The organism is uncultured Desulfosarcina sp. (assembly GCF_963664155.2).
Classification (GTDB): Bacteria; Desulfobacterota; Desulfobacteria; order Desulfobacterales; family Desulfosarcinaceae; genus Desulfosarcina.
The window spans coordinates 2,487,277-2,509,031 of the sequence record NZ_CAXXXH010000001.1 but is presented as its reverse complement, the minus strand read 5'-3'; the positions used below and the strand labels follow the sequence as shown (position 1 = coordinate 2,509,031).

Sequence of the window (21,755 nt, the reverse complement as noted above, 5' to 3'; positions counted from 1 at the left end):
TCGCGGAATAACGCCGTGCTCTTGTCTTGACACCCCCAGGCAAAACCAGTAGTGTTGCCCATTTTAGCAAGCATGCACTTCAAGCGTAGTAAAGGAGACATTCATGTTCGGTATCGGAATGCCGGAAATGATCCTGATTCTGGCGGTGGCCCTGATCGTCATTGGACCCAAGAAACTGCCGGATCTGGCCAAGTCCTTAGGAAAGGCCATGGGGGAATTCAAGAAGGCGACCAGCGATCTGAAAGAAAGCATGCAGATCGATACGGAACTCAAAGAGGTTAAAACCGCCTTCAATGACATCGGCAAGGATGATCTGAAAAAGACCAAGGGTTACACCAACAGTAAGGATCAGACCCCTGAAGCCGACAAACCGGAAGGCCGTGACGGCGACGCGATGGACAAACTGAAGACGGCTTTTGACCGCCGGGACACAGATGCTTCGGATTCCGATGAGGGTACCCCAGCCGACGGCGGTATGCCTGCCACCGGATCCGACCCGGATTCTGAAGCACGCAAGGGGTAAGGAACGTGGCAGACCAGGAAAAGGATACGGAAGACAAAATTCCCTTTACCGCTCACCTGGAAGAGTTGCGTAAGCGCCTGATTACCTGCTTTGTTGCCGTGGGCATCGGGTTTGTTATCTCATACGGATTCAAGGAAAAGCTGTTTCAGATCCTTACCCATCCCCTGATTTCCGTCATGAAAGAGGGGGAAACCCTAATTTACACCGGGTTGCCTGAAGCATTTTTCACCTTTCTCAAAGTTTCCTTTCTTTCCGGTCTCATGGTCGCCTCGCCAGTGATTATTTTCCAGTTCTGGATGTTCGTTGCGCCGGGCCTCTACGACCGGGAAAAGCGGCTGATGATTCCCGTCGTTTTTCTCTCGTCGATTTTCTTTGTTGGGGGCGCCCTGTTTGGCTATTTCATCGTCTTTCCATTCGGGTTTCAATTCTTTTTGGGGTTTGCCACGGAAACCATCCGCCCCATGCCATCCATGAAGGAGTATCTGAGTTTTTCCGCCAAGCTGCTCCTGGCCTTCGGGCTTGTGTTCGAGCTGCCTCTGGTGCTTACCTTCCTTGCGCGCCTGGGCATTGTATCCGTTGAATTTTTAAAGAAAAACAGGAAATATGCGATTCTCATTTTCTTTATTGGTGCGGCAATATTAACTCCGCCTGACGTGGTGACTCAGATTATGATGGCCCTGCCGCTGATGGTGCTGTACGAAATCAGCATTGTCGGCGCCCGGATTTTCGGCAAGAAAAAAGAAGCATCGCAACCGGCCGCTGAAGCTGAGAGCTCCAGCGATCAATGAGCCAGACCCGGAGGTCTCTTCATTACCGTCTTGATCTAAGAGAGACGGCGGCCGGCACCGGATACTTTGCGCCGGTTCCCCAGAATCTGCCGACGCTTGAGGCAGGGCTTGCATACCTGCGTCGGCACCCCAACGACAGTTTCATGCATGCCCATTTGATGGAATCCATCGGTGAGATGGATCTCGGGTCGGTGGTGGCCCTTCTGAAATCAGAGATGGACAGCGACCCGGTGATTCGGGCGCTGGTTCTGGAAGCCGCTACGGTTGACCCACGCCTGGCCGAGGTCAAGGAACAATTCAAACCAGGCGAGACCCAAATTCTGGCAGACCGCACACCGCTGGTGTTTCTGCGATCCGAACAGCTGGCCGACCAGGCGGTTCATCGGCAATGGGCACGGCTGTTTCATGCCAACATGACCCAGCACCGTCCCCTCCCACCGCCGGCAACCACGGGGCTTGTCTTTCCCGTTGAAGGGGTCGACGGCAGCGATGACCCATTGCCTGCCGAGGCCCATTTACAGGCAATTATCGACCGGCTTCCGGTTGACATGGATGGATCCGGCAAGCCTCGGCCGCCGCTGGAAGAGACGATCGCACACGCCATGAAGCGACTCAGCCGCCTGGAGATCTTCGAGGGATCGGAGATGCGGCATCAATCCTCGCTGAGCCTTTACGCCCTGCTCCGGAAATGGGGGGTTAACCACCCGGTGAAAAGCGGCGGACTGAATTACGTACTATCCGGCATCCAGACCTCATACGGCCGAGGCCTATCCCTGGAAGCGGCCCGGGCCTCCTGTCTCATGGAGGTGGCCGAGCGGTGCTGCGCCTTTGCCGGAGTCGATGAAAACGGCATCGCGGGAACCCGCAGACCCCATCCGCTAATCCATGGCTCCCTGTCAAAGTTGGCGGCCGGCGGTTATGTGCTTCTGGACCCTAATCGCCTGGGACTAGAGGTGCCCTACCGGGACGAACCACTTTACTGGATGGAGGGGGAACGATTAACACCAGGCGGCAGCGAACCCATATGGGTGCCGGTGCAATGCGTCTTCTTGTTTTGCAATCTGGACGAGCGGTCCCTGTTTTCAGGTCTGGGCTCAACCGGTCTGGCCTCGGGAAATACCCTGGCCGAGGCTCGGCTCAGCGCCCTGTATGAGGTGCTCGAGCGGGACAGCGAGGCGGTGAACCCTTACCATCCATCCCGCTGCTTCCGGATCTATTCAAAGGACTCCCAAATGAAGGCCCTGTTCGAGGATTACCGGGCGCGCGGCATTCATTTGCAGTTTCAGGACATCAGCCCGGCCTTCGGCATCCCCTGCTGCACCTGTTTTGTGACCCATCGGGACGGCACGGTGGCCAAAGGCGGTGGAGCCAACCTTAACGGCAAATGGGCCGTGCTCTCGGCATTGACCGAAACGCCATACCCCTACCCTGGTGGTCCGCCTTCGGCCCCGGCATCGCCGGATCTGCCCTGGCTCCAGTTTGAAGCCCTGCCGGATTTTTCCACCGGCACGCCGGATAAGGATCTGATGCTCGTGGAAAAAACGCTGCTGGCCAACGGCTTTTCACCCATATATGTGGAGATTACCCGCAAGGACGTGGAAATCCCTGTTGTCAAAGCCCTGGTTCCTGGCTTCGAAATGATGGCAGACTTCGACCAATACAGCCGAATCAACCCGCGTTTATTTAATAACTATTTGAAAATACATAAACAAAAATAGATTTCAATTCCCATTGACAGTACGCATAAGGATTGATAGAGATTTCAAGTGGAGTGATTTTGGGTGTTTAACCAATTAGGGAAGAGGAGGGTGGTGGTTATGGGGAAAAGAATTTTTATTTTATTGGCGGCAGTCTGTGTGGCCATGATATTTGCCGCGGGATCCATTAATGCGGGCACGGCGGTTCAGGATGTGATCAAGATGGACCACAAAGCCTACAGCGAGCACACCAAAGGCATTGTGGAGTTTAGTCACAAAAAGCATCACGAAGAGTACAAAGTTGGCTGTGGTGAATGCCACCACGACGACAAGGGAAAGCCTTTGACCGACCTGAAGGCCGGTGATGATGTGAAGGGTTGCCTTGAGTGCCACAAGATCCCCGGGCAGATGCCCGGCGATCTTAAAAAAGAAATGAAGGAAAAAAAGGCATCCAAAAAGGAGATCGCCGCAAAAGAGTTGGAGTATCACGCCGAAGCCATCCACGAGAATTGCATCAGCTGCCACAAGGATTTCAACAAGAAGAACAAGACCAAGGCTGCACCGCAGACGTGCACCAAATGTCACCCGAAGGAAAAATAATCCTTCCTTTTTTGTCAGATGCATTGAACGGGGCAGCGCTGCTATCGGTAGTGCTACCCCGCTTCTGTTTTATCAATAAAAAGGGACTTTTTCCTTTGATTCGTCACGGTTTGGTCTGGCTGGCTTTATAGATCAGAGCCCTTTTGACCATCGTCTTGGCCCAGGCGGGCGTTCCCAAAGCGTGGATGTGGGTGTAGGTGGCAAGAACATTATTTATACAAACCCCGTCTTTTCCCTTCAGGAAGCCGGCGCCGCGCTCCATGGAAAACGCCAGATTTTCATCTTTTCCCTTCCATTCCTTTACACTCGAATAATGAAATTCGTGGCCTAATAGAGTCGTTCCTGTTGCATAGAACGGGTTTTCCTTTTCCACTCGGATGATGGTATATCCATGGCCTTGGGGCCGTCTAGAAAAGCCGAATACCGCCGGCAGGACGGCGGCCATTTCAAATGTGCCTTCCGATAAAATCAAACGCTCCCCAAGATACATAAGCCCCCCGCACTCGGCATATACGGGCAGTCCATTTTGTGCCAGGGTTTTTAATTCGTTTTTGAAAGCCGTATTCGCTTCCAGTTCACGGGCGTGGGTTTCCGGAAAACCTCCGCCGATATAAAGGGAATCCACCGGCGGAAGATGTCGATCGGTCAGCGGGCTGGCGAAGACCAGTCTGGCGCCGGCGGCCTCGAGAGCTTCCAGATTTTCCGGGTAGTAGAACTGAAAAGCCGCATCCCTGAGGATGCCGATGGTGGGCCGGTCTGAATTTAACGTGATTTCAGGCGCATCGGTTTTCAATATCCCTTCAAATTCAGCCGATGTTGCCGTTGCGGCTATACGCTGGATTCGCTTGAGATCCAGATGCTTTTCCGCCACCAGGCGGATGGCATCGATAGCGGGATTGGCCCAGCTGTGTTCAGGGGTAGGCACCAGCCCCATGTGGCGTTCGGGAAAACGCTGTTCTTTCAGTTTCGGCACGGCTCCCAGGACCGGTATGCCGGTGTACTCCTCGATACTGCGGGTGAGAATATTTTGATGCCGCTTGCCGGCCACCCGGTTCAACACTACGCCGCCAATGCGCACACCGGGGTCAAAGGCAACGACCCCCCCCACCACGGCAGCCATGGTGCGAGTGGTCTTGGTGGCGTCGATGCACAGGATTACCGGCAGGCCTAGCAGCTTGGCCAGTTGGGCGGTGCTGGTTTCCCCGTCGGTGTTGATGCAGTCATATAGGCCGCGGTTGCCCTCGATGACGGCAAAATCGGTGTTTTGCGTGTGGGTGTGGTAAGACTCGAGAATCGTGTCTCTATCGATGAGGAAGGTGTCCAGATTATAGCAGGGCCGGCCGGCCGAAAGAGCCAGCCAGCCGGCATCGATATAATCCGGACCTTTTTTAAAGGGTGCGATGGACCTGCCCAGGCTTCGCAATGCAGCGATAATGCCGACGGAAAAAATGGTTTTTCCCGATCCCCCCCGCAGGGCGGCGACAACGATGCCCGGGGTTGGTATGGGACGCTGGTTGGTTGGAGCCTGATTCAATAGCGTACACATGGCGACGGATCACCATCGATGGTCAAGGCCGTCGAAGGAATGCTATTTTTCCTTTTCTTCGTGCTCGGCCCCAGCCTGTTTGCCAGTTCCGGGCATCCCATACATGGACGTGCTTCCCGAAGACCAGTATTCCAGGACATTCTCCTCGACGAGCTTGTTGACGATTTTTTTGGCCTCGCGGGGTTTCATGTCCAGAATTTTGGAGAGGTCGTTGAAGTAGAACTTGGATTTAGTCTTCAACTTCTTGGTCAACTCTTCTACGATCAGCTTTTTTGCCTCTTCGTATTCCATGGTAACCTCTTTTCTAAAGAAGGCAGGGGGGGCGCGTGGCCTCCCCCTGCAAAGATTCTTTTATATGGAAAACATTAGAACTTGAACTGGGTGGTCTGGCGCCAGGTGTAGTAGGCGGGATCACGGAAATCATCGATCAGATGATGGGTGAATTCAAGCTCGCATTTTTCGAAGAACCGCTCCCAGCCGATTCTTTCGGCCCAATCACCCAGGCGCTCGTATTTATTTGCGCCGGCGGAGTAGGCCTCGACAATCTTTTTAATCGTTGCGGTGGTCGAGGGCCAACGCGGAGCTTCGTTGGGAATAAAGGCCACAACAACCTTGGAGAACTTGGGCGTGCTGATGCGGTTGGAGACCTTACCGCCAACCATCAGAACGATGCCGTCTCCTTCCTTGTCGGCCAGCGGCATGGAGGGGCACATGGTGTAGCAGTTGCCACAGAACATGCAGCGGTCGTTGTTCACGGCTACGGACTTGAGTTCCTTCTCGCCGACCTTCACCTTGGCCGGTTTGATGGCGGCGGTGGGGCAGGCGGCAATTGCCAGCGGGATTTCGCACATCTTATCCAGATATTCATGGTCCAGCAGCGGCGGCTTGCGATGGTAACCGAGGATGGCGATATCGGAGCAGTGCACGGCACCGCACATATTCAGGCAACAGGCCAGGGAGACACGCAGCTGGGCCGGCAGGCGATGCTGTTTGAAGTCCTCAAAGAGCACGTCCATGGTGGCCTTGACCGGACCGGAAGCGTCGGTGGCCGGGGTGTGGCAGTGGATCCAGCCCTGGGTGTGGATGATGTTGGTGACGCCGGCGCCGGTGCCGCCGACTGGGAACTTCTGGCTACCGCCATCGAATTTGCGGCTCTCCAGATCCTTGATCAGGGGCTCGACCTTAGCTTTGTCGTCCACCATGAACTCGATGTTGTTACGGGTGGTGAAGCGCAGGTGGCCGCCGCAGTGCTTATCGGCAATTGCGCAGATTTCACGGATATGGGTGACGGTCATCAGGCGGGCGCCGCCCACGCGCACGGTGTAGCATTCGTCGCCGCTTTCGGCTACGTGGACCAGAACGCCGGGTTTAATGATTTCATGATACAGCCATTTGCCCTTATTCTTGGCGATGACCGGCGGGTAAAAAAGATCGTATTTCTGCGGACCGATGTCGGTGATCCGATCTGTCATCGGTTTGTCGGGATTGTATCCTGAAGAAATAAATGCCATTGCGATTCCTCCCCTCTATCTCTGGTGGTCTTTTCTGAATGCGTTGATGTCACGATCCCAGCCGCCCTCTACCTCGTCCTCTTTCCAGAAGATGTAGGGATTATGGCGCGGTTCCTGAACATGCTGGGGAACCGGTTTGATGCCGGTCATTTCCAAACATTTCTGGAAACCCTGGCGCTTGAGAAGCTCGCCGAGGCGTTCGCGGTTCTTGCCTTCTTCCATCCACCAATCCCAGATGGCTTCGATAACTTCCTTGATCTCGTCGTAGGGTTCTTCGACCTTGATGAAAGGCACCAGCAGGGAGCCCATCTGGGCGCCGTCGAGGATCGGGGCCTTAGCGCCGACCAGCATGGAACATCCACGATCATCACCAATATGCAGGGCCCTGGGCATCACGTTGATGCAATGCATGCACCGCGTGCACTCTTTGGTGTTGATCGACAGCTTGCCGCCCTCGTACTTCATGCATTTGGTCGGGCACAGACCGGTGACCTCTTTTTCGATGTCGAATTTGCCCCAGTCGCGTCCACTGTGGGCCCCGCCGTTGGGGGCGAATTCACCGCCGACGTAACTGGCTACCGCTTCCTGATCGATTTTGATGTCATCTTTCCAGGTTCCTACAAAAGAGATGTCGGCGCGGGCGATGGAGGCCACGCAGCAGTTGGGGCAGCCGTCAAACTTGAACTTGAATTTGTAGGGGAAGGCCGGACGGTGCAGTTCGTCCTGATATTCGTTGGTCAGGTTGTAGCAGATCGCCTGGGTGTCGTAGCAGGCATATTCACAACGCGAAGAGCCGATGCAGTCGGACGGAGTTCTCAGGTTGGAGCCCGAGCCGCCGAGATCCTGATTGAATTTGTGGGTCAGCTCATAGAAAATTTCTTCCAGCTGGGGGGTGGAGGTTCCGATGAAGATGATGTCGCCGGTGGAGCCGTGCATATTGGTGACGCCGGAACCGCGGAATTCCCAGAGGTCACAGAGTTTCTTCAGGAACTCGGTGGTGTAGTACTTGCCGCCGGGCTGGTTGACGCGCATGGTGTGAAAGTGCGCCACGCCGGGAAATTTTTCAGGCTGGTCGCAGTAGCGGCCGATAACGCCGCCGCCGTAACCGAAAACACCCACGATGCCGCCGTGTTTCCAGTGAGTCATGCCATGCTTGTAGGAGAGTTCCAAGACACCCAGAAGATCGTCCACGCAGTCTTGGGGGATCTGGTATTCGACGTTTTTCGGGTTCTTGGCCCTGTGCGCGGCCTCCTGCTTCAGGTCCGACACGAAGCTCGGCCACGGACCGGACTCAAGCTGGTCCAACAAAGGGGTTGCATGCTTTGCCATCTTTTACCTCCATTTGAATTGATATTAAACCAACCTGCCAATAAAAATAGAACCGTCCCCGACGGGGGGTTTCAAGGTCACCTCCTCTCGATTTTTTTCTTCATATATTGTCGGGATTATTGAAATCACGTGGTTTTTTTATTATAAACTTCAAGGAGCAGATATAGAATTAATCATGGGGCTTGTCAATAAAAAAGCATGGTTTCGCGCAGTTAAGCTATAAGCGTCGGTAACGATGGGGCCTTCATACAAAATGTTGTAAGCATCGTTGCCAAAAAGTCTCCATGTGGTGTTCGATCTCTATTTGGGGCATTTGACCACCGTTCCTTCCTTTTGAGGTGGTGTGCTTTCTTTCGGTGTGTTCGGCAGCCCTTGTTATCAAGCGGCCAATAGCCGGCGAAGTCCTTGGACATGACGGGTCAGGTGGCAGTCTGTGAGACGGCTTTCTTCGGTCCGCTGATCAAAAACAGATTTGGTGATCCTGCGTGCCAAGGTCAATAAATCCGCCCCATCATGGTGGTTGAAATAATGCCGAAAGGTCTTGGGAAAGGCTTCGGGAAAACCACTCATCCGGGCGGTCAGATCCAGTCCCATAAAAAAGCCGTCGATCATTGGCGCCAGGCAGCGGTCCGACGCCCAGGCAACTTTTTTCACCCCGTCAAGCCGATCCAGACGCATGCGCACGGACAGGTGGATGAAAAAAACCAGCAGGGCATCCAAAATCGACCTCTCATTGACGGATCCGGAGGCGGAGCCGACCATGGCAACATAATCTCTGACGGTGACCAGCCTGACTTTCACCCCTTTTCCTTCGACGCGGACAACAAAATCGCCGGCAGCGTGGTGCCAGGGAAAGATCTGAAATGAGGTGATCGGATCGTAGCTGGCGGTCAGGATCATGGCAGCATTGCGGTACAGATCCGCCGCCTGTTTTTTTGAAAGCAAACAGGGGGCCTCAGCCCCATCCCAGATCACGATGGCGGGTTCGTCGCTGTCGGGTCGTCGGGTCAGGTGAAATTCATGGAAGCCGTCAAACCAGTCACCCAGAAACATGGGCAGTTCGTCATAGGAACAGCTGTAAACCCTTGGGAACCATCCAAAAGGCCGTTGATCGTTGAGATGTTCCAGCGCCATTACCTCGCGGGACAACGCTTGGCGTCCGTAGCTGGATGCCGCCACGTTGACCACAAAGCGGAGTCTCCGATCCCTGACCACCACCTGGAGTCGGGCCGGGTGGTAAAAAGCTCCGTGCTTCTCTAAAAAGATGGACAGGTGTCCCAAATCGTTTTGCGTGATCGGCCGCTCCAATTGACGGGCGGCGGCCTTTACAATCCGGTCCCACCCGGCGGCCTCGCAAAATTGGGAGACCGCTGAAAAATATCTGCCATAAGTAACGGCTTCGGTGCCAATCGATTCTGGCTTTTTTGTTCCTGACAGACGATTGTCAGGCAACGGACAGTGCCACAACGGGTGATCTTCATCAATGGGATAATCGGTTGTGGATAGAAAATAAGAAACGGTCGGCATGGGGAAGGGGCTATCGGAAAATGTGAGTTCAAACGGGTATCCGGACCAGTGGCTGTCTCGGTCGGGATACCCGACAGGTTCAATCAGGTGCGGTAGGGTTCCAGTTCTTTAAGTATCTCCGGTGCCACGTCATACCCCAGTTCCCTGGCCTTGTCGGCGTGTTCAACGGCAAGAGCCGGTTGTCCGTCTTCCAGGTAGGCAATGGCCAGATTGTTGTGGGCGACAGCAAAGTCAGGAGAATGCTTCAGTGCCTTCAGGTTGGCCTCGATGCTCTCTTTGATCTGGCCATTCATCAGGTAGGCGTTGGCCAGGGTGGCAAAGGCTTGGATAAACCTGAAATTGAACACGGTGGCTTTTTCCAGGGCTTTGATGGCGCCCTCCACGTCACCGCGTTGGAGCAGGACAAAGCCGATGTTTCCCCATCCCTCAGAAAAACCGGGCTTGGCTTTGACGGCCCGTTGGTTCCAGTCCAGGCAGCCATCCATATCGCCGCGCTTCAGGCAAATGCCGCCAATCTGGACGTAGGCTTCGGCCAGGCCGGGGCTGCACTCGATGGCCGCAAACAATGATTGTTTGGCTTCTTCAATCTTTCCCTGACCCAGCAAGGCTACGCCAAGGTTGTAATGGGAGGTGCCGCAGTCGGGATTTGAGGCGATGGCATTTTTCTGCTGGTCAATGAACGCTTCTGCATTGGGTGCTTTTTCCATGATAACATCCTTTTCCGGTGGTTACACCGATCAGATTTTTATTTAAAGTTGAAAGAGGTAACGTGACTGCCTTCATGTGTCAAGGAAAATAATTGAGGCCGACCTGCTTTTTGCTTGACATAAAACCCCAACTTCCTTAGTGTTTTGCCATTGTTGCGCGTGCCGTCCAAACCGGCACCACCGGCTGTTGGTTTCAGCCGTTTCTCTAACCTACAGGATACCATTGCCATGATACCGGAGATTTTCGGGGATTTTGCCAGAACACGTGCGGTAGCGCCGCGAGCGGATGATGGCAACCCCCGAAGCCGTAAGCGTTTCTTCCGGTCTTAACGGGCTTCTCGCGCGTTTCTTTTTTCATAACAACGTGACTTTTTCAGGAGGTAACATGAATTCAGGATGTTATACCGCGATGGTGACGCCTTTCGACGGTGCCGCGGTGGATGAAACGGGACTGACCCGCCTCGCCGATTTTCAGATTCAAAACGGTGTTGCCGGCATTCTGGCCGTGGGCACCACCGGTGAAAGTCCCACCCTGGCCTGGGAAGAGCACCATCGGGTGGTTCAGATCCTTTCACGGCATGCCAAGGGTAAATGCCTGTGCATCGCCGGAGCGGGAAGCAACAACACGAAAGAGGCCCTGTCTGCCGTTCGCTATGCCGCAGAGGCGGGTGCCGATGCGGTGCTGCTGGTGGACCCTTACTACAACGGTCCCAGTTCCATGGAGATCAGAAAAGAATATCTGGCACCGGTGGCTAAAGCCTTTCCCGATTTATCCATCATTCCTTATGTCATCCCGGGGCGAACCGGTGCTCAACTGCTGCCCGAAGACCTGGCCCTGATATTCAAGGCTTATCCAAACGTGAATACCGTTAAAGAGGCTACCGGAAATATAGAAAACATGCGGCGAACCCGCCAATGCTGCGGACCGGAATTCAACATCTTTTCCGGCGACGACGGGATGACGGTTGAAATGATGACTGACCCAGATATCGCCGCCGCAGGAGTGATTTCGGTGGTTTCCAATATCGTCCCCAAGGCCATGAGTGATCTGGTTCGCTTTTTGGCCAACAAGGAGACCGACCAGGCAAAAACTTTGGCCGACGCCCTTGCGCCGCTGTTCGGGCTGGTGACCGTGAAAACCATGGAAAAATCTCCATACGGCGAGGTGATGTGCCGGGCGCGAAACCCGCTGGCGTTGAAGGCGCTGATGCAGCTGCTGGGAGTGCCCTCGGGGCCCTGCCGCCCGCCGCTGGGGAAAATGAGCCGGGCCGGCCTGGATGTGGTGGCGAAGATCGCAAAGACCGTTCAATCGAAAAACCCGGAAATTTTTGCGCCGTTGGCCGCATTCTTCAACGTGGACATCGATGCGCGGCTCAACGATAAGCGCTTGATGGAGGGACTGGCCTATCCTGACTATTGATTTGCACCGGTGAAAAAACAACCGCCCGTCCTGACTGTATCAGGCTGGGCGGTTGTTTCGGGCAGTGAAAAATATTATCCTGCCTTGCTTTATGTTTGGCCGGTCTTCGAAGGATGGACACAAATCGTTCAAGACAGGCGTTTGCCGAATGTTTAAGTAATCACCGTCGACCTTTCACGCGGGATTTTGTTTGTCTGCAAAATTGGCCGCCTGCTGTTCGGGATCGGTTTCTTTAAACAGCACGCCCTTGAGCCATGTCAGCCCGAACTTGAGCAGTTCGGTTTCATCCGTTTTAATTTTTTCCACGGTGGCTTCGTCTACGTTGAAACGTTTTAAAAAAGAACTTTCAAAGACAAAGTCCTTGAACTTGTCGATGTCGTAGCTCACCATGAAAAACATCTGTTTGGCTTTATCCATCAGTTTGATGTTTGGTGGAAAAGAACGTTTGCGCACCACCAGGTCCGTCCATTCACGATTGATTTCGTCACGCAGATCCACTCCCTGGTCTTCCCGCCACTCGGCTACGGTCCAGTTGGTGTCTTCTTCGAAACCCTTGCAATGGGGCTCGTTGATGAAAAAGAAAAAGCCGTCGTCATCGGCACCCTCCTTGTGCTGAAGGGTCGCCACGCCAAGGGGGTAATAGCGGCAGGACGTGGGGCGATCCTCATAAATGATGCATCCTTCATTGTCCTTGACAAAGGGACAGGATTCGCGCTCGTCATCCAGCAGCTTGAGGGTGACCATGGGCAGATCGGTCTTTTCCAGCAGGTGCGGCTCAGTGTAGATGGCCAGAAAGTCCGAAGAAGAGAGGCCCAGCCGGTTTTTCATCTGGAGAATGTCGTAGGGGGTGAGGATGATGTTGATGCCCCGGCAGCAAAGGGTAAAGCATGACACCCCGGGGTGACATTTGAATTTGAATGGGCTTCCATATCCCAGCCGTACCGGCGAGATACAGGCTGTTTTCTCCGCGTCGTTCATAGGTTGTCCTTTCCTGATCGTTCGATAGTTGGGCCGTATTTAACGGAGGCCATGGCCAAAGTCAAACGGTAATCCGGGCGACGGAACTGGCGAATGAAGCGATGAGTCCGGTAGGATTGAACCTTTCCCTCGGCGACGTTGCGGGGAGGAGCTACTATAAAGATTCTTTTTATTGCGAAGCTTCGGGCCTAATATCCCGTCACTATGGGCTCTGAAATGACCGGGGCCGGCTCAGAAGCGAGCCGGCCCCGGTGGTTTGGTTTTTCAGGTTTGAGTGCGCGTTATTTCACCTTTCCTTCGCGCCAGGCTTGGATCAGTTTGTCGTAATCCACTGTTTCCCCTTTGGGTTTTTCGTTGGCCAGCTTGGCCTTGGGGGCACCGGGTTGATTCAGCCAGTAGGCCTCGTCTTTTTTCGGGTTCAGCTTGGGGCCGCATTCGCCCTGGGTTCCGGAGCGGGCGATTCGCTCCATGACCTTATCCATCTCCTCGGCCAGGTTGTCCATGGCTGTATCCACGGTCACTTCACCGGAAACCGCCTCGCCGATATTCTGCCACCACAGCTGGGCCAGTTTCGGATAATCGGGCACATTGACGCCGGTAGGGGTCCAGGCCACGCGGGCCGGGCTGCGGTAGAATTCCACCAGACCGCCGAGTTTCGGGGCGCGTTCGGTAAACGATTTATCGTTGATATCGCTGTTGCGAATAGGCGTCAATCCCACGTGGGCTTTTTTCAGAGAGGTGGTTTTGCATACCGTGAACTGGGCAAAGAGCCAGGCTGCCTTGCGGCGTTCCAGCGGCGTGCTCTTCATGAAGGTCCAGGAACCGCAATCCTGATAACCCAGTTTCATGCCTTCTTCCCAATAGGGGCCGTGGGGCGAGGGGGCCATGCGCCATTTGGGGGTGCCGTCCTCATTTACCGTGGGCCCCGGTTCGACCATGCTGGGAAGGAATGCGGTGTACCAGAAGATCTGCTGAGCCACACTGCCGTTCGCCAGAAATGGCAGATAAGTGTAAAAATCCATGCCCAGACTGCCTGGAGGGGCGTATTTCCTCAGCCACTCCATATATTTGCGCAGGGAGTATTTGGCAGCAGGACCATTGGCAGCACCGCCACGGGCCACGGTTGCGCCTACGGGCCGGCATCCTTCCATGCGGATGCCCCATTCATCTACCGGTTTGCCATTGGGAATGCCCTTGTCGCCAGCGCCGGCCATGGACAACCAAGCATCGGTAAATCGCCAGCCCAGATCGGGAGCCTTTTTACCGTAGTCGTTATGGCCGAATACGGCTTTCCCGTCGATTTCACGGACATGTTCGGTGAAAAACTCGGCAATATCTTCATACGCCGACCAGTTGACCGGGACTCCCAGTTCGTAGCCGTAGATCTCTTTGAACTGCTTCTGGAAATCCGGGCGCTTAAACCAGTCGTAACGGAACCAGTAAAGGTTGGCGAACTGCTGATCCGGCAGTTGATAGAGCTTTCCGTCCGGTCCCGTGGTGAAAGACTTGCCCATGAAGTCATCCACATCCAGTGTGGGCAGGGTCACGTCCTTACCCTCGCCGGCCATGAAGTCGGACAAGGGCACCACATAGCCATAGCGGGCGTGGGTGCCGATCAGGTCGGAATCGTTAATCCAGCCATCATAAATATTCTGGCCCGACGCCCATTGGGTTTGCAGCTTTTCAATGACGTCGCCTTCCTGGATCAAGTCGTGAGACACCTTGATGCCGGTGATCTCTTCGAAGGCTTTGGCCAACGTTTTGGATTCATACTCGTGGGTCGGAATAGTTTCGGAAACCACTTTGATATGCATGCCCTTAAATGGTTTGGCCGCTTTGATGAACCACTCCATTTCCTTGAGCTGTTCTTTTTTGGACAGGGTTGAGGGTTGGAACTCCTCGTCAACCCACTTCTTTGCGGCAGCCATATCCGCCATGGCCGGACCGGCCGCCAAGGCAAACATGATCGCCAAGGCAACTCCAAAAAGCATTGTCTTTTTCATCTTCACGTTCATGGGTCTCCTCCTTTAAGCCTTCAGGGGTAGGGGTGGAGCAGTCGGACGGCATCGCGGGCGTGAAGGCCGTAATCGCCAAACGATAGACACACGTCCTTTTTTGAACACGGGGTGGAGCCTTGCTGGAGCGATTCTGGTGCATACAAACAGGTTTAATTTTTTATCCCCAGCGCATCACGATAAATATCCAAACCGCTGAAATCGGAAGCGCAAACCACAAATTCAAATCCGTGAGCCCGAGCCAGGCCAGGTGGATATAGGCGGTGCCCAACAAACCGACAAAAAATCGTGTGCCCCTGGTCGTTGGGATCTTCAGGAAACCCCGACGTTCGACGGTCGGCGACACCAGTTCCCAGACGAGCATGCCGGCGATCATCAGGAAAATGGTGATAAAAAAAATCGCCGTCGGGACTGTCCAATACATCCATTCGAAATTCATGCTGTTTCCCCTTTAGACGCGACCCAACGCGAATCCCTTGGCAAGGTGGTTGCGCACGAACCAGATGACCAATGCACCCGGAACGATGGTAAGGATGCCATTGGCTGCCAGCAGACCCCAGTCCAGACCGGTTGCGCTGATGGTCCGAGTCATGGTGGCGACAATCGGTTTGGCCTCGGTGACCGTAAGTGTCCGGGCGAACAGCAGCTCGACCCAACTGAACATGAAGCAGAAAAAAGCTGTCACGCCAACCCCCGCCCTGATCAGCGGAATGAATAGGGTGAAAAAAAATCGCGGGAAGGAGTATCCGTCGATAAAGGCCGTTTCGTCGATCTCTTTGGGAATACCGGACATGAACCCTTCCAGAATCCATACGGCCAGGGGCACGTTGAAAAGGCAGTGGGCCAGGGCCACGGCGATATGGGTGTCGATCAGGTTCACGGTGGAATACAGCTGAAAATAGGGCAGCAGAAAAACCGCCGGTGGGGCCATGCGGTTGGTCAGCAGCCAGAAAAACATCTGCCCGTCGCCGAGGAATTTAAAGCGAGAAAAGGCATAGGCGGCGGGCAGTGCAAAGGCCAGGGACATGACGGTGTTCATGCTGACGTAGATCATGGCATTGATATACCCTGAGTACCAAGTAGGGTCCGTGAAGACCTTGATGTAGTTTTCAAAGGTCATGTGGGACGGATAGAGGGAGAACGTGCTCAGGATATCCGCGTTGCTGCGCAGCGACATGTTGAGCATCCAGTATATAGGCACGATCAGCAGTATGAAATAGAAGAGTAAGGCGACGGTTCTTTTTTGGATTTTCATGATGACTTTTCTCCTTTGCCGACATTCAACAGTGCCTGGTAGAAGATAAAGCAGAACAGGAGAACGATGAGAAAGTAAATCAGGGAAAAGGCCGCGGCCGGCCCGAGGTCAAACTGGCCGGTGGCCAGTTTGACCAGATATATAGACAGGAAGGTGGTTGAGTTGCCTGGTCCCCCGCCAGTCAGCGCAAAGGGTTCGGCGTAAATGAGAAAGCTGTCCATCCACCTGAGCAAAATGGCGATAGTGAGGACACCGCGCATCTTGGGTAATTGGATATAGTGAAAAACCGCCCAGGCCGAAGCGCCGTCAATTTTAGCGGCCTGGTAGTAGGCCTCCGGGATGGCGCGCAGCCCGGCATAACAAAGCAAGGCCACCAGGGGGGTCCAGTGCCAGACCTCCATGGCCATCAGGGTGAACCAGGCATAAATCGGTCGGGCGGTATGATCAAAGGGAACCTTGAGAAGATCCAGACTGTTGATTCCTACGCCGAACAAGCCGATATCCGGCCGGGTGAAGATGATCCAAATGGTACCGATCACATTCCATGGAATCAGCAGGGGAATAGCAAGCGTTACCAGGCTGGCGGAGGCGCCCCAGCCCTTTTTGGGCATGGCCAGCGCAATCAGGATGCCCAAGGGTATTTCGATCAAAAGGACCAATCCCGAAAATATAAATTGACGCCCCAAGGCATCGTGCAGGCGAGTGTCGGTCAGCATTTGCTTAAACCATTCAGTCCCGACGAATACGGCATTGCCCGGGCCGAAGATGTCCTGGATCGAGTAATTGACCACGGTCATCAGCGGTATGATGGCGCTGAAGGCCACGACGACAAAAACCGGCAGCACCAGGAACCATGCCTTGTTGTCCGCCCATTTTTCCATGGGGTCCTCCCTTTATCTGACTAGCCGTTCGTCGGCAAATAGTTTGGTCCGTTGAGGTGGAAACTTCAGCCACGCATGGTTTTCCGGTACCGGGTGCCCTTCAGGAATGCGGGCTAATAGCGTATGCCCGTTGAGTGCGGTTGTCAGAATTTTGAAGCTGCCCTGGTCTTCCACGGTTTTCACCGTTACCGGCACCCCGCCGTCGACGGCCGAGCTGCGCACTTCCAGATGCATGGGGCGAATGCCTAATTCCAGAACTCCCCGAGCCTTGGCCCCGAGAGCGGCTGTTTCCGGCTCCAAGGCGATGGTCACTCCGTCGACCTGTGCATGTTGGCCATCAAGGCTGCAGGGCAGAAAATTCATGCCGGGACTTCCGATAAAATAACCGACGAATTTGTGCCGGGGATTTTCGACAAGCTCCTCCGGTGTGCCGATTTGAACGATTTCACCCTCGTACATAACGATCACCTGATCCGCGAAAGTCAAGGCCTCCACCTGGTCGTGGGTTACATAGATCATCGTCAGGTTCAGCTGTTCGTGGATCTCCTTGAGCTTCCGCCGAAGATGCCATTTTAAATGGGGATCGATCACGGTGAGGGGTTCATCGAAAAGTACGGCCGCCACATCGCTGCGCACCAGGCCGCGGCCCAGGGATATTTTCTGTTTGGCATCGGCGCTCAGGCCCGCTGCTTTTTTATTGAGGTCCAGAGTCAAGTCGAGTATCTCGGCCACCTCCTGCACCCGTCGGGCGGTGTCCGCTTTGTTGAAACCCCGATTTTTCAGCGGAAAGGCCAGATTGTCGAAAACGCTCATGGTGTCATAAAGCACCGGAAACTGAAACACCTGGGCGATGTTTCGCTTTTCCGGGGGTAGCGCGGTTACATCGGTGCCGTCGTAAAGCACCCGGCCTCTGCTGGGTTTGAGCAACCCGGAAATCACGTTGAGCAATGTGGTCTTGCCGCAGCCGGAAGGTCCGAGGAGGGCATAGGCGCCCCCATCTTCCCACACGGCAGTGATCTCTTTGAGGGCATAGTCCGATGCTGTTTCGGGGTTCGGATAATAGGAGTGGGCGATTTGATCGAATTCTATGCGCGCCATGGGGTTCTCCCGGCTATGGCTGGTTGTAAGGCTCGGCAGCCGGAGGCGCGGCCACCAGTTGACCGGCGGTGCCGTATACAAAAAGGTGTTTAGGGTTGATGAATACCGTTATCTCGTTGCCCATGGCAAAGGGGTGCACCCCTTCCTGTTGCACCACGAACGCGCTTTTCCCATGATGGATGTAGATAAAGGTTTCCGAGCCGTTGATTTCGGCCAACTCCACCGTGCCCGTAATGGCCAGGTCCCCGTCCGTCTGGCTGGAAAGCCACAGGTGGTTTGACCGGAAGGCAAACCGGTATGATCCGTCTGTAAGATCGGCCAGGTGCCCGGTCAAGGGAACCGGAATATTGTCTCCCATGACAGCCCTGCCGTCAGCCACTGCACTGTCGAGGGCATTGATGGGCGGGTCGCTGAACACTTCCGCGGCTCTCAAGGTTTCTGGCCGCTGAAATACCGTGGCGGTGGCGCCGGTTTGCACCACCCGGCCTTCGTCGAGGACCACGACGTTGCCACCCAACATCAGGGCTTCGGAGGGTTCAGTGGTGGTATACACCACGATCGCGGACCGTTTCCGGAAAATTTCTTGAAGCTCCACCCGAAGCTCTTCCCGAAGTTTGTAGTCGAGGTTGACCAAAGGTTCGTCCAGCAGCAGCAGCTGGGCATCCTTGACCAATGCCCGGGCGATGGCGGTTCGTTGCTGCTGCCCACCGGACAACTCTGCGGGAATCCGGTCCAACATACCTTCCAGGTGGAGCATTTCAGCCGTTTCTCGGACCCGCCGGTCCAACTCTTTTTTCGGTATGCCGCCGATCTTCAGGGGCGAGGCGATGTTGTCATAGACGGTCAGGGAGGGGTAGTTGATGAATTGCTGGTAGACCATGGCGATGCTTCGTTTTCTCACGGAGACACCGGTCACGTCCTGGCCGTCGAAGATGATTTTCCCGCTGGTGGGTCGGTCAAGTCCGGCCATGATCCGCAGCAGGGAGGTCTTGCCGGAAAGGGTTCGGCCCAGAATCACGTTACGAGACCCCGTTTCAAAAACAAGATCGATCTGCCGGAGATGTGTCTCTCCTCCCACCACTTTACTGACGTTCTGGATCTTCAAGCCCATCGTTCGGACTCCGATCTGAATACTGCGCTATGGTTTGGATATGAGAAAGCGAAGGCAAATGATTAACTTTAGACTAACATCCCGTCTGTATTTTCGCAAGCGAAAACAATTTTACGGGTCGGTGCAAGGTCGTCGCTTCAGGCGACGTGAAGCTCGACATCCGAAGCGGCAATAATTTCTGCAAGTCCGGCAGGTGGCCGACGGTCCGTGAACAGACAATCGATCTCGACAATATTTCCTAACCGGACCATGGCGTTTCGGCCGAACTTGGTATGGTCGGTGGCCAGAAAGACACTCCGCGAGTTGTCGATAATGGCTCTTGCCGCCCGTACCTCGCGATAATCGAAATCCAGAAGGGTGCCATCGGTATCGATGCCGCTGATGCCGATGATGCCGTAATCTACCTTGAATTGATTGATAAAATCGATGGTGGCCTCGCCGATAATGCCCTGATCCCGATGGCGGACCATGCCGCCGGCGACAATCACCTCGAAATTTTCGTTTGTACTCATGATGGACGCAACATTCAGATTGTTGGTGATCACCCGCAGGCGTTTATGATTGCACAGGGCATGGGCAATGGCTTCGGTGGTGGTGCCGATGTTGATAAACAGAGAGGCGTTGTCCGGAATGTGCTGAGCAAGCAGATAGGCAATTTTCTGTTTTTCGCGGAAGCAGAGCACTTTTCTTTCATTGTAGGCCACGTTTTCGGTGGAGGTGGGAATGGCGGCGCCGCCATGGTATCGGCACAATTGGCCCTTTTCACTGAGCGTGTTGATGTCCCGGCGGATGGTCTGAGGCGTTACCGAAAAGGCTTGGGCTAAAGCTTCACTGGTCACAAAACCTTGAGATTGAACCATTTTCTTTATTTTATCGTGCCGGTTTCGAACCGGGGCAACCTTCCCGTTTGTTTTCGTTCTGGGTGGCACGCCGGCCGGTGCTTTTTTACCTGTCATTCTATTTGATTTCCGATCGATGGATGGTTTTTTTCGTTTAAGAATAATTTTGAAAGGTATGGTTAAAAACGAACAAAATTTGGTGACAATAGTTGGCTTGTATGATATTTTTTATACATGTTCCAGAAAAATGAGCCTATAATATGTTCGTTACATGTAACATTCGAACAATTTTTTCTCAAGTGAAAACATTTTGGTTAAGCGTCCGGCCGACAGCCGGGGCCGCTATTGCGGGATCATAATGGAAAAAGAAATGGAAACGCAGGTATTGGTTATCGGTGGTGGCGCCACGGGCACTGGCCTGGTCCGGGACCTGGCGCTTCGCGGCGTTCAATGCCTCCTGGTGGAAAAGAAAGACATCAATGCCGGCGCCTCCGGGGGGAACCATGGCTTGCTGCACAGCGGTGCGAGGTATATTGCCTCGGATCAAGCCTCGGCCCGGGAGTGTTGCAAAGAGGGGGCGATTATCAAACGGTTGGCACCCCAGTGTGTTGAAGAGACAGGCGGTCTATTCGTTGCCGTTAAGGGTGACGAAGAGACCTACATTGCCGATTTTGCTGATCGTTGTGAGCAGTGCGGTATCATCGCCACTGCGATTGATCCCCAAGCGGCTCTTGAAATGGAGCCCTCCCTGTCACCGGACACCATTGCCGCATTTGCCGTGGCAGATGCTTCTATCGATCCGTTTAAACTGTCTCTGGACAACCTTGCCCAGGCCGGTGCGCTGGGGACATCCTTGCTGCTGCATCACAAGGTGGTTGGGTTTGTCAAACGTGCCGGCCGCATTGAGGCGGTGCGGTTGATGGATCACCGCCAGGGCAACGAGGTCCTTGTTCATGCCGGCCAGATTGTCAATGCTGCCGGGGCCTGGGCCGGAGAGGTGGCGGCCATGGCCGGTGCCCATATCAACATGGTCTATTCCCAGGGTAGCCTGATTATTAGCCAAATGCGGCTGGGTGAGCGGGTGATCAACCGGCTGCGCAAGGCGGCGGATGCTGACATCTTGATGCCTGCGGGAACCGTTTCCATTTTCGGCACCACCTCCAAACGCATCGATTCACCGGACCAATGCCGCCCCACCACGTCCGAGATCGATGCCATGATCGAAGACGGCATGGCTATGGTGCCCAAACTGGCGGACACCCGTTTCATCCGCGCCTATGCCGGTGTTCGTCCCCTTGTGCGGTCCGGCAACGGGTCCGATGATCGGGCGGTGAGCCGAGGCTATTCCTTGCTGGACCATGAATCCGACGGTTTGGACAACTTTATAACCATCACGGGCGGCAAGCTCACCACCTACCGGCTCATGGCGGAAAAGACCGCGGATCTGGTCTGTCGGCGGCTGGGCAATTCCAGCCCCTGTCGGACGGCCAAAGACCCCCTGCCAGCCTCCAAGGAGGCCAGATATACCGAACCGGGTTTTACCCCGAAAATGTGGTTTAAGCAGAAAGATCCTTCGGACCTGTTGCTGTGCGAATGTGAAATGGTTCCCACCAGTGTGTTCAATGAGATCGCCGCATTTCTGACTCACAAGGGCCATCGGCCCGGCTTGAGGGAGATGGGCCAGCGCAGCCGAGTGGGCAAAGGCCCCTGCCAGGGTTCCTTCTGCAGCCTTCGCATGGCCGCTCATATGTACAATGAAGGGATGCTCAACGACGGCGAGGGGATCGGTGAATTAAAGGATTTTCTCAACGAACGCTGGCGTGGGATGCAGCCCTTGTTGTGGGGGCCGGCGGTCTCTCAGGCCGAGCTGCAGGAGGCTCTTCACTGCGGACTGTTGGGTCTTGATGTATGCGAAACCGCCTAATGTCCT

20 protein-coding genes are annotated in these 21,755 nt (G+C 54.6%); 6 read left to right on the top strand and 14 right to left on the bottom strand.

What is annotated here, in order from left to right; all coding sequences use genetic code 11:
* The first annotated feature begins 103 nt into the window (after nt 1–103).
* The 4 genes from ACHZBS_RS11465 to ACHZBS_RS11450 all read left to right on the top strand — a co-directional run bounded on the left by ACHZBS_RS11465 (nt 104) and on the right by ACHZBS_RS11450 (nt 3,608).
* Nucleotides 104–523 (top strand): twin-arginine translocase TatA/TatE family subunit, encoded by a 420-nt coding sequence (locus tag ACHZBS_RS11465; protein ID WP_319406644.1) that lies wholly within the window; start codon nt 104–106, stop codon nt 521–523.
* A gap of 5 nt (nt 524–528) precedes the next feature.
* Nucleotides 529–1,311, top strand: coding sequence for a twin-arginine translocase subunit TatC (gene tatC / locus ACHZBS_RS11460; RefSeq protein WP_319406643.1), 783 nt, complete (start codon nt 529–531; stop codon nt 1,309–1,311).
* Nucleotides 1,308–3,029: a YcaO-like family protein gene (locus tag ACHZBS_RS11455; protein ID WP_319406642.1), complete on the top strand. Its 1,722-nt coding sequence runs from the start codon at nt 1,308–1,310 to the stop codon at nt 3,027–3,029. Before tatC ends, ACHZBS_RS11455 begins: the two co-directional genes overlap by 4 nt.
* A 99-nt stretch (nt 3,030–3,128) precedes the next feature.
* Nucleotides 3,129–3,608, top strand: coding sequence for a cytochrome c3 family protein (locus ACHZBS_RS11450; protein ID WP_319406641.1), 480 nt, complete (start codon nt 3,129–3,131; stop codon nt 3,606–3,608).
* A 103-nt stretch (nt 3,609–3,711) separates the two neighbouring features.
* On the opposite strand, the gene ACHZBS_RS11445 is transcribed toward ACHZBS_RS11450, so the two are convergent.
* The 6 genes from ACHZBS_RS11445 to ACHZBS_RS11420 all read right to left on the bottom strand — a co-directional run bounded on the left by ACHZBS_RS11445 (nt 3,712) and on the right by ACHZBS_RS11420 (nt 10,228).
* Nucleotides 3,712–5,154: a cobyrinate a,c-diamide synthase gene (locus ACHZBS_RS11445; protein ID WP_319406640.1), complete on the bottom strand. Its 1,443-nt coding sequence runs from the start codon at nt 5,152–5,154 to the stop codon at nt 3,712–3,714.
* Between the two features lie 42 nt (nt 5,155–5,196).
* Nucleotides 5,197–5,445 carry a dissimilatory sulfite reductase D family protein gene (locus tag ACHZBS_RS11440; protein ID WP_319406639.1) on the bottom strand — a complete coding sequence of 83 codons (249 nt, stop codon included), beginning with the start codon at nt 5,443–5,445 and terminating at the stop codon, nt 5,197–5,199.
* Nucleotides 5,446–5,519: 74 nt separating this feature from the next.
* Nucleotides 5,520–6,665 carry a dissimilatory-type sulfite reductase subunit beta gene (dsrB, locus tag ACHZBS_RS11435; protein ID WP_319406638.1) on the bottom strand — a complete coding sequence of 382 codons (1,146 nt, stop codon included), beginning with the start codon at nt 6,663–6,665 and terminating at the stop codon, nt 5,520–5,522.
* 15 nt (nt 6,666–6,680) lie between these two features.
* Nucleotides 6,681–7,994 (bottom strand): dissimilatory-type sulfite reductase subunit alpha, encoded by a 1,314-nt coding sequence (gene dsrA / locus ACHZBS_RS11430; RefSeq protein ID WP_319406637.1) that lies wholly within the window; start codon nt 7,992–7,994, stop codon nt 6,681–6,683.
* Nucleotides 7,995–8,372: 378 nt separating this feature from the next.
* Complete coding sequence (locus tag ACHZBS_RS11425; protein WP_319406636.1) at nt 8,373–9,521, bottom strand: hypothetical protein; 1,149 nt, start codon at nt 9,519–9,521, stop codon at nt 8,373–8,375.
* An 83-nt stretch (nt 9,522–9,604) separates the two neighbouring features.
* Complete coding sequence (locus ACHZBS_RS11420; RefSeq protein ID WP_319406635.1) at nt 9,605–10,228, bottom strand: tetratricopeptide repeat protein; 624 nt, start codon at nt 10,226–10,228, stop codon at nt 9,605–9,607.
* Between the two features lie 385 nt (nt 10,229–10,613).
* Here ACHZBS_RS11420 and dapA point away from each other — a divergent pair, with 385 nt between their 5' ends.
* Nucleotides 10,614–11,648 carry a 4-hydroxy-tetrahydrodipicolinate synthase gene (gene dapA, locus ACHZBS_RS11415; RefSeq protein ID WP_319406634.1) on the top strand — a complete coding sequence of 345 codons (1,035 nt, stop codon included), beginning with the start codon at nt 10,614–10,616 and terminating at the stop codon, nt 11,646–11,648.
* A 174-nt stretch (nt 11,649–11,822) separates the two neighbouring features.
* On the opposite strand, the gene ACHZBS_RS11410 is transcribed toward dapA, so the two are convergent.
* The 8 genes from ACHZBS_RS11410 to ACHZBS_RS11375 form a co-directional block, all read right to left on the bottom strand.
* A complete protein-coding gene (locus tag ACHZBS_RS11410; RefSeq protein WP_319406633.1) occupies nt 11,823–12,626 on the bottom strand; it encodes a YkgJ family cysteine cluster protein in 804 nt (267 codons plus the stop codon).
* Nucleotides 12,627–12,907: 281 nt separating this feature from the next.
* Nucleotides 12,908–14,641 carry an ABC transporter substrate-binding protein gene (locus ACHZBS_RS11405; protein ID WP_319406632.1) on the bottom strand — a complete coding sequence of 578 codons (1,734 nt, stop codon included), beginning with the start codon at nt 14,639–14,641 and terminating at the stop codon, nt 12,908–12,910.
* Between the two features lie 160 nt (nt 14,642–14,801).
* Nucleotides 14,802–15,080: a DUF2160 domain-containing protein gene (locus ACHZBS_RS11400; protein WP_319406631.1), complete on the bottom strand. Its 279-nt coding sequence runs from the start codon at nt 15,078–15,080 to the stop codon at nt 14,802–14,804.
* Between the two features lie 12 nt (nt 15,081–15,092).
* On the bottom strand, nt 15,093–15,896 hold the full coding sequence (locus ACHZBS_RS11395; protein WP_319406630.1) for a carbohydrate ABC transporter permease: 804 nt from the start codon (nt 15,894–15,896) through the stop codon (nt 15,093–15,095).
* Nucleotides 15,893–16,777 carry a sugar ABC transporter permease gene (locus ACHZBS_RS11390; protein ID WP_319406629.1) on the bottom strand — a complete coding sequence of 295 codons (885 nt, stop codon included), beginning with the start codon at nt 16,775–16,777 and terminating at the stop codon, nt 15,893–15,895. The genes ACHZBS_RS11395 and ACHZBS_RS11390 overlap by 4 nt, the downstream gene beginning before the upstream one ends.
* Nucleotides 16,778–16,789: 12 nt before the next feature.
* Nucleotides 16,790–17,875, bottom strand: coding sequence for an ABC transporter ATP-binding protein (locus ACHZBS_RS11385; protein WP_319406628.1), 1,086 nt, complete (start codon nt 17,873–17,875; stop codon nt 16,790–16,792).
* A gap of 13 nt (nt 17,876–17,888) precedes the next feature.
* Nucleotides 17,889–18,986 carry an ABC transporter ATP-binding protein gene (locus ACHZBS_RS11380; RefSeq protein ID WP_319406627.1) on the bottom strand — a complete coding sequence of 366 codons (1,098 nt, stop codon included), beginning with the start codon at nt 18,984–18,986 and terminating at the stop codon, nt 17,889–17,891.
* 137 nt (nt 18,987–19,123) lie between these two features.
* Nucleotides 19,124–19,942 (bottom strand): DeoR/GlpR family transcriptional regulator, encoded by an 819-nt coding sequence (locus tag ACHZBS_RS11375; RefSeq protein WP_319406626.1) that lies wholly within the window; start codon nt 19,940–19,942, stop codon nt 19,124–19,126.
* Between the two features lie 253 nt (nt 19,943–20,195).
* Between ACHZBS_RS11375 and glpA the strand changes: the two genes are divergently transcribed.
* Nucleotides 20,196–21,749 carry an anaerobic glycerol-3-phosphate dehydrogenase subunit GlpA gene (gene glpA, locus ACHZBS_RS11370; protein WP_319406625.1) on the top strand — a complete coding sequence of 518 codons (1,554 nt, stop codon included), beginning with the start codon at nt 20,196–20,198 and terminating at the stop codon, nt 21,747–21,749.
* Nucleotides 21,750–21,755: the final 6 nt, after the last annotated feature.